This is a genomic window from Bacillus altitudinis, assembly GCF_001191605.1.
In the GTDB taxonomy this organism is placed as follows: Bacteria; Bacillota; Bacilli; order Bacillales; family Bacillaceae; genus Bacillus; species Bacillus altitudinis.
This window is the reverse complement of the sequence record NZ_CP009109.1, coordinates 1-6935: the sequence shown is the minus strand read 5'-3', so window position 1 is coordinate 6935 and position 6935 is coordinate 1. Positions and strand designations below refer to the sequence as shown.

Here is a 6935-nt window from a genome sequence, read left to right as displayed (position 1 = left end):
TAAGGCTTTGGGGTAACGATTAATTGTTTCAACAGAGAGAGGTGAAAACCTTTCTAGAAGTGCAGACCTATCATGGGTCTGCTTTTTTTATGTCAATATGGCAGGTGAAATTTCTTTTTTGATTGCGGTGTCCGCAATTTTTTTTTATTTTTCAAAGCTTCGTTTTTTGGCATTAAGAGTTACATAATTAGAGAAGTAAGTATTATGTAGAGACTCTTAAAATTTCCTTAAAATATTATTATCTTCAAGTTTTTGTTTATTTTGGATTGTATAATTTCAGTTATTAAATATTATTTAAGGAGATTTGATATGTCTGTTATTTTTAGAAAATTACTTGTTTATTCTATGATTTTTGCTTTTGCTTTTACTTCTTCAATTTTGGTATCATCTAAAAGTGCTTCTGCTGGTGCTGATAGAGAATGGGTGAAATTAGACAAAGGGTATAGAGCTGGATTTGATGAACCACATGAGAAAAAAACAGGTAAATGGCATGTTCATGTTTATAAAGGCAATAAAAAAATTGCATCTGAAAATATGGATGGTACTAAACATGATGGTTCTAGTTTAAAAGATGCACCTAAATCTGTTGTGAAGAAATTAAAATCTAAATCTCAGTGGGATAAATATAAAAAGAAACAAAAAAAGCTTGACGAGGCTCGTAATAAGGTTAGTAAATATAGTTGGTGGCAGTTAGTGTTTGATCCTACACCGATTTATGCATTAGCTATTGCATTGGGTGTTACTTTTGCTATGTTTACTATGGCACAGTGGAAAGCAATTATATTTTGAGAGGACTCTGAACTAAATGAGAACTTTGAATACAAGATTTAAAAGGTTACTTCGTTTGCGAGAATTCGAATTTTTTCAAGTTGAGTTACATGATTCAGAAAAATGTGCTTATCTTCTTTTTTGCGATCAAAGGTTTTCTGAAAAAGGCAACAAAGTAGATATATACTTAATATCTGATTTTGAATTATCTGATGAATCATATCAGGATGTGTGCAGCTTTAATGATGATATGTTAGAAATGAAGCATAATTGTTCATATTTTATGAATGTTGTCTCAGTGAAAGAAGAATTTGAGTTTGATTTCCCTTTTGATATGCTTGCTATTCGCACCTATGTTCAAGAAATTTTAGATTTGGTTGGTATTGAAAAACAGCTACCTGAATTTGAAGAAACTGATTTTGACTATTTATCTCAGGAATAGACTTAAATCATGTCTAAATGCTTTTATTGTGTAATAAGTATTATGTTTATTTTTAGTTGGTCTTTCTATAATCAAATTCCTGATATTTCACTTGAAATTATTGATTTTACAATCAGTTTATTTGTTTTTCTGTGGGTGTTTGCTTAGCGATTGCTCATGCTGTTTTTAATTATTTGTTTAGCTATTTTTCAAAGCGAGTATGAAATTTTCATCTCGCTTTTTTGTTTTTCTATTGTTTGAGTTGTTTTATAGTAGCGGGATTTATTTTTCGGAGCTTCGTTTTGATGATCATTGCATGTGCGATTTCAGAAGCAGAAGAAGCCGACAATTGAGTTGGCTTCTTCTTCACATGCTTGACGGAAATCGAGAGATTTTAGCACTCACACAGGGGTGTGTATAAGTGCGCCATTGTTATGGATGTTTTATTTCCAGAATTGCCACCACTTTTTTTGTTGAGCAGTAGCAATCATTTTTTTTGTTTCAATGGATTCTTTCAAAGCGAGCATGAGATTTTCATCTCGCTTTTTTTGTTGTTCTTCAAATTGTTCGAGTCGTTTTAGGATGGCCCGATTGAATTCCTCTTGTCTTTGAATGAGATCGGCGACATTGATATCTTGTAGCGGTGTAGCGGTATCCGATATGGACAAGTTTGACCGATACAAGGTCGCTACAAGTTTGGCTACTTCTTCTAGTGATTTACCACTTAATTTAGAGTGTGTGTATATATACTCCATAGCGGATAAATCGGACTCATTATACTGACGCCATCCCTTAGTGTCTCTGGCGAAATTATAGCCGTTTTTCTCAAGCATGGCGGCGTATTTGCGTATCGTGACGCTGGAGACATTGAGCTTGTTTGCAATGTCTTGTGAAGAAAGGTAGGTTTCGGGTTTCATAGCGGGTTCACCTCTTTATGATTCATTCGCTACGGTATACGCTACGCCCTCCTAGATCAAAAGGCAAAATGTTTTTGTTTTGCGTAGCGGGTTGAAAGAGACAAATTTTGATAAGTGTCGCTGGAGACATTTCGGAAAAGGTGAAAGGAGCATAAGGGAAAACTGCAACCACTTTATGTTTGAAATCCCAGTGTGATTTGTTTCGTGGCGGTTGCGATTTTTGAAAGGAATGTGTCTAAAAATGAAATTCTGACACACCTTTTTTTAGGAGAAAAATGTGGTGATGTGGTAGAAACGGAAAAACTGCCAAACCATAAAAAGGAAAAGTGAGAAGAATTGAGTAACGTTTTGTGTTTGAAAAGGAGCGCACTTGCACACAAAGAAAGGGAGCGTTTTGCAAAAAAATCAGTAGCAACAAGGGTTCAAAAGCTTTGAATTAAGTTTCGTGTTTGTTTTGTGTTGTTTCGGAAAAGTGTGCACTCAAAAGGAGCGTTACTGTTTAAAAAATGGAGTGAAAAACATTCGGCATGAGTCAACGGTAAGCGGAACGAAAGTGAGCATTAAGGAGTTGACTCATTCACCACACCCAAAGCCTATTGATTCAAACAAACTCCGTTTGTTTGCGCCCGCCGAAGGGGCATCCCCCGAAGATCGGGGGTAGGGGGTTTGAATATTTGCGATCCAACGGGCTGACCGTTGGCGGGTTTGGGCAGAGCCCGAAAAGAGTCACTGGAGAACCAGTGCCCACTTATGCACCTAAATAGGTGCTGTGGGTTTTCTCTCCGTTCAAAGCAGAATGCGAGGCATTGTACCGTTGGCATGAAAGAGTCAAAAATGATAAGATTAAAGAAATATTTGTGCGTTTGTTTTGTTTGGCGAAGGTGCGGAGCGGAAGACGACGACAGTCGTCGAGTGGCAACGAAAAGCGAAGCACCGAGAGCCAAACGGGAACCCCCCACTCTAACAGGGGGGTACTACGGAAGAAAAAAACAAATTGAAGCTAGTCATAGCAATGGATTGACTCGTTTTGACTTTGTGACAAAGATTGATTTGAATGATTAAACCTATAAAAATATCAAGGCTGTATTTCAAAAATGCCGTTGAGAGCGTTCAGATTCGATTCTGAGCGCTTTTATTTTTGTTCGGGTAATTAAAATAGGGGGATGAGTTAAAAACGTTTATAAGGGCTTTAAATGCGTTTTTTCGTTTTGTCTGCTGAATTCATTTTAAAAAACGTTTGCGAGATACCGAAAATTTTCAAAAATGGAAACGCAAGCAAGTTATAGCCGTATTTCATGTGCTAGGATTTAACATAAAAAAGCGATGTATCGGGGGATTGATGGTATGGGAACTATTGCAGCGCCTGTGATTGGTCAGAAGATTAATGAGTGGTATCGGCATATCAAAAGGTTGAATGTGACAGATGCAGAGATTCTCCGTAACGAAGTTAAGAATGAACTGGATTTGATGGAGGAAGACGAACAGGTTGTTCTTTATTTTCAGCTAATGGAATTTCGCCATGAACAGATGCTTGAATACGTAAATCCATCAAAAAATACTGTCAACAAAGCTGATTATTTGAGAGCTGTCGAAGGTGAAGGAAAAAGGCTTACTGGTATTATGGAGTACTACTTCAATTTTTTCAGAGGGATGTATGAGTTTTCTAAAGGGGAGTACATAAAAGCTATTACATTTTATCGCTATGCGGAAAGAAAACTTGATAAAGTAGCTGATGAATTGGAGCGTGCGGAGTTCTTTTTCAAAATGGCAGAAATCTTTTATCACATGAAGCAAACACATCTATCTATGTATTATGTTGAACAGGCTTATCATGCTTATAAGGCAAAGAGTATATATCAAGTTAGGTTAATCCAGTGTAGATTCGTGATTGCGGGAAATTATGACGATTTGGTCAGTTATGAGAAGGCACTTCCCCATTTGAAACGAGCTTTACAGGAATCTATTGCACTTGGCCATGATTACATTACGACTAAGGGTTTGTTGAATTTAGGAAACTGTTTTAATAAACAAGATGATGTTGCGAAAGCAACAGTATATTACCAACGTGCATTAGAGTTAGGCGAGAAGATCGGTGCTAAAGAGGTTGTACAAGCTTGTTATGATTTAGCCATCATTTTCTTTAAGCAGGGACGAAAAGAAGAAGCTCTTGATTATTGTGTGAAAGGAAAGAGCTATGCTGAAAAGTATGATGATTCTATGTTTGTCGATCTTTTTAATGTGCTTCATGAGTTATATGTGACGGTTTCGCCTAGTGTTGAAGTCAATCAAAAATTCGATCAACTTTTATATAGTCGTGGTTATCCTTATTTAGAAGACCTAGCTTTAGAGGCTGGAAGATTTTATAATGACATAGAACGACTGGATGATTCTGTATTTTTTTATAAGAAGATGATCCAAGTTCAGAAACTGATTCAAAGGGGCGATTTTGAATATGACGTTTAAAAAAATTATGGCTGCCGTTTTGATTTTAGCTGTGACTGTTGCGCCGGTTTATGGTTTAGCGACGCAAGATAACAGCGTTTCTGTTGCGTCAAGGAATGCAACATGATGTATCGTATTCGATTTGTAACATGAAAATTAACAGACCTTTTAGGTCTGTTTTTTTGTGGAAATATCATGTGTAGTTACTTGAAAATGAGACGTAAACGATTAGGTTTTTGAACGTGCTTACCAGAATGTGATTATCCAGGTTGTGATTATCACGTTCTGGTGTGAGGTTTAGTCAAAAGGCTACAGAAAAGGTGTGGAGTTTTTGATTGGCAAAGCAGAGTCTATGATTGCAAGGTTTCAGTGATTAAAAGCTATAAAAATGGTGTTAAAAGCTAATGAAAGGTTGCAAGAAAAGTGTTAAGGCTTTGAGTTATAAACGATTAGGTTTTTGAGCGTGATTACGAGAACGTGATTATCCAGATTGCGATTATCACGTTCTGGTGTGAGGTTTAGTCAAAAGGCTACAGAAAAGGTGTTTCTGATCGTAAAGGCTACAGAAACGGTGTGGTGTGTTTTCTTGGCAAAATAAACCCTATGATTGCAGGGTTTTGATATGTATTTGAGTGATTAAAAGCTACAAAAAAAGTGTTAAGGCTATAAAAACGGGGGGACTCAATTTTTGAGTAGGGGGGCAAAAAATCAAAAAAAAATCTCCCCCTGCGGGGAAATTTGGTTTAGTCTTTGGTCTTTTAGGTTTTTGGGTTTTGATCTTTTAAAAAGATGGCGGTTTCGCCAGCTTTTTGGGCGATTTTGACGGAGTCAGAATCGTGTCTTTTCTTATCTTGATACATATAGAAACAATGAGATTTTCAAAAAGTGCTGTAAATCCAACTATGTCAAGGGTTTAATGGTGATTTGACAGGGAAAAACTCCGTCTGCTATTATTAAGTTACCACACGAAATAATAGATAGCTAGAGAACTAGCGCAGAAGGAGTTTTTCATTTTGACATATTCATCTGAATCGAATTATAGCATCCTTCAGGACAAAACTGCAACAGGTAAAAAGCGGGATTGGCGAGGGAAAAAGGTGAGATCGTCACTTATGGCGGCTCATTATGAAGGACTTGAAAAACGTACCGGTGCGCCTTACTACGGAAAAAAGGCAGAGAAAGTATGTGATTGTGCGGAATGTCTTGCGTTTAGAAGAGATAACGAAACGGGCAGACTACGATTATATCAAGCCTATTTTTGTAAAGTGAGGTTATGCCCTATGTGTGCGTGGCGAAGGTCGTTGAAAATTGCTTATCATAATAAATTGATTGTGGAAGAAGCGAATAGACAGTATAAGCCTGCATGGATATTTCTCACGTTGACAGTGAAAAATATTGAGGGTGATGATCTGAAACAAACCATTTCTGATATGATGAAAGGCTTTAATAGATTGATGAAATATAAAAAAGTAGATTCTGCGGTGCGTGGGTATTTTAGAGCTTTAGAAATAACGAAAAATCACGAGGAGAATACATATCATCCTCATTTTCATGTGTTAATGCCTGTTCGTACTAATTACTTTGGTAAGAATTATATTAATCAAAAAGAATGGACAAGCCTTTGGAAACGAGCAATGAAATTGGATTATACACCGATTGTGCATGTGCAGCGGGTCAAAGGAAAAAAGGGAATTGATGCGGAAGCCATTGAAAAAGAAGTGCGCAAAGAAATGGAAGAGCAGAAAGCCATTTTAGAGATTTCTAAGTATCCAGTGAAAGACACTGATGTGATACGTGGGAATGAAGTGACTGAGGAAAATTTGGATACGGTTTATTATTTGGATGATGCATTAAGTGCCAGGCGTTTGATCGGCTACGGCGGGATTTTGAAAGAGATTCATAAGGAACTGAATTTGACGGATGCTGAAGACGGAGATCTGATCAGAATTGAAGAAGATGATGATGAGGTGGCGAATGAGACGTTTGAAGTCATGGCTCATTGGCATGTTGGTATCAAGAATTACATAATTACATAGAAAAGTAGGCTCTTGTTAGAGCCTACTTTTTTTACATGCTTGTGCTTTTATTTTTTCTAAACAGACTTACTGTACTCGTTACTACTAGACCGATTAATGAGACTACACCAGCGTAAAGAAGTCCCTGTAATTCAACCCCATTTGATTTATAACCAAAATAACTGCCTAAGAAAAAGATTGTTCCTACCAAGAAAACATTAAGAATGATTTTACTTAATTTACTCATTTGATCAATCCCTCCAAGAGAAAATGGTTGGGGTAACGATTAATTGTTTCAACAGAGAGAGGTGAAAACCTTTCTAGAAGTGCAGACCTATCATGGGTCTGCTTTTTTTATGTCAATATGGCAGG

The 6935-nt window shown here is 36.8% G+C and carries 6 protein-coding genes; 4 read left to right on the top strand and 2 right to left on the bottom strand.

Annotated features, from left to right (window positions below; genetic code table 11):
• The first annotated feature begins 309 nt into the window (after positions 1–309).
• Both ID12_RS19555 and ID12_RS18655 read left to right on the top strand, forming a co-directional pair.
• A complete protein-coding gene (locus ID12_RS19555; RefSeq protein WP_234717190.1) occupies positions 310–789 on the top strand; it encodes a hypothetical protein in 480 nt (159 codons plus the stop codon).
• Between the two features lie 16 nt (positions 790–805).
• Positions 806–1210, top strand: coding sequence for a hypothetical protein (locus tag ID12_RS18655; protein ID WP_050827716.1), 405 nt, complete (start codon positions 806–808; stop codon positions 1208–1210).
• A 422-nt stretch (positions 1211–1632) separates the two neighbouring features.
• On the opposite strand, the gene ID12_RS18650 is transcribed toward ID12_RS18655, so the two are convergent.
• A complete protein-coding gene (locus ID12_RS18650) occupies positions 1633–2106 on the bottom strand; it encodes a DUF3967 domain-containing protein (RefSeq protein ID WP_050827715.1) in 474 nt (157 codons plus the stop codon).
• Positions 2107–3450: 1344 nt separating this feature from the next.
• On the opposite strand from ID12_RS18650, the gene ID12_RS18640 reads away from it, so the two are divergent.
• Positions 3451–4569: a response regulator aspartate phosphatase gene (locus tag ID12_RS18640; RefSeq protein WP_050827711.1), complete on the top strand. Its 1119-nt coding sequence runs from the start codon at positions 3451–3453 to the stop codon at positions 4567–4569.
• Positions 4570–5561: 992 nt separating this feature from the next.
• Positions 5562–6584, top strand: a complete 1023-nt coding sequence (locus ID12_RS18635; RefSeq protein WP_050827710.1) for a protein rep — start codon at positions 5562–5564, stop codon at positions 6582–6584.
• Between the two features lie 31 nt (positions 6585–6615).
• Here ID12_RS18635 and ID12_RS18630 read toward each other — a convergent pair whose 3' ends face one another.
• Positions 6616–6810 (bottom strand): hypothetical protein, encoded by a 195-nt coding sequence (locus tag ID12_RS18630; RefSeq protein WP_050827708.1) that lies wholly within the window; start codon positions 6808–6810, stop codon positions 6616–6618.
• Positions 6811–6935: the final 125 nt, after the last annotated feature.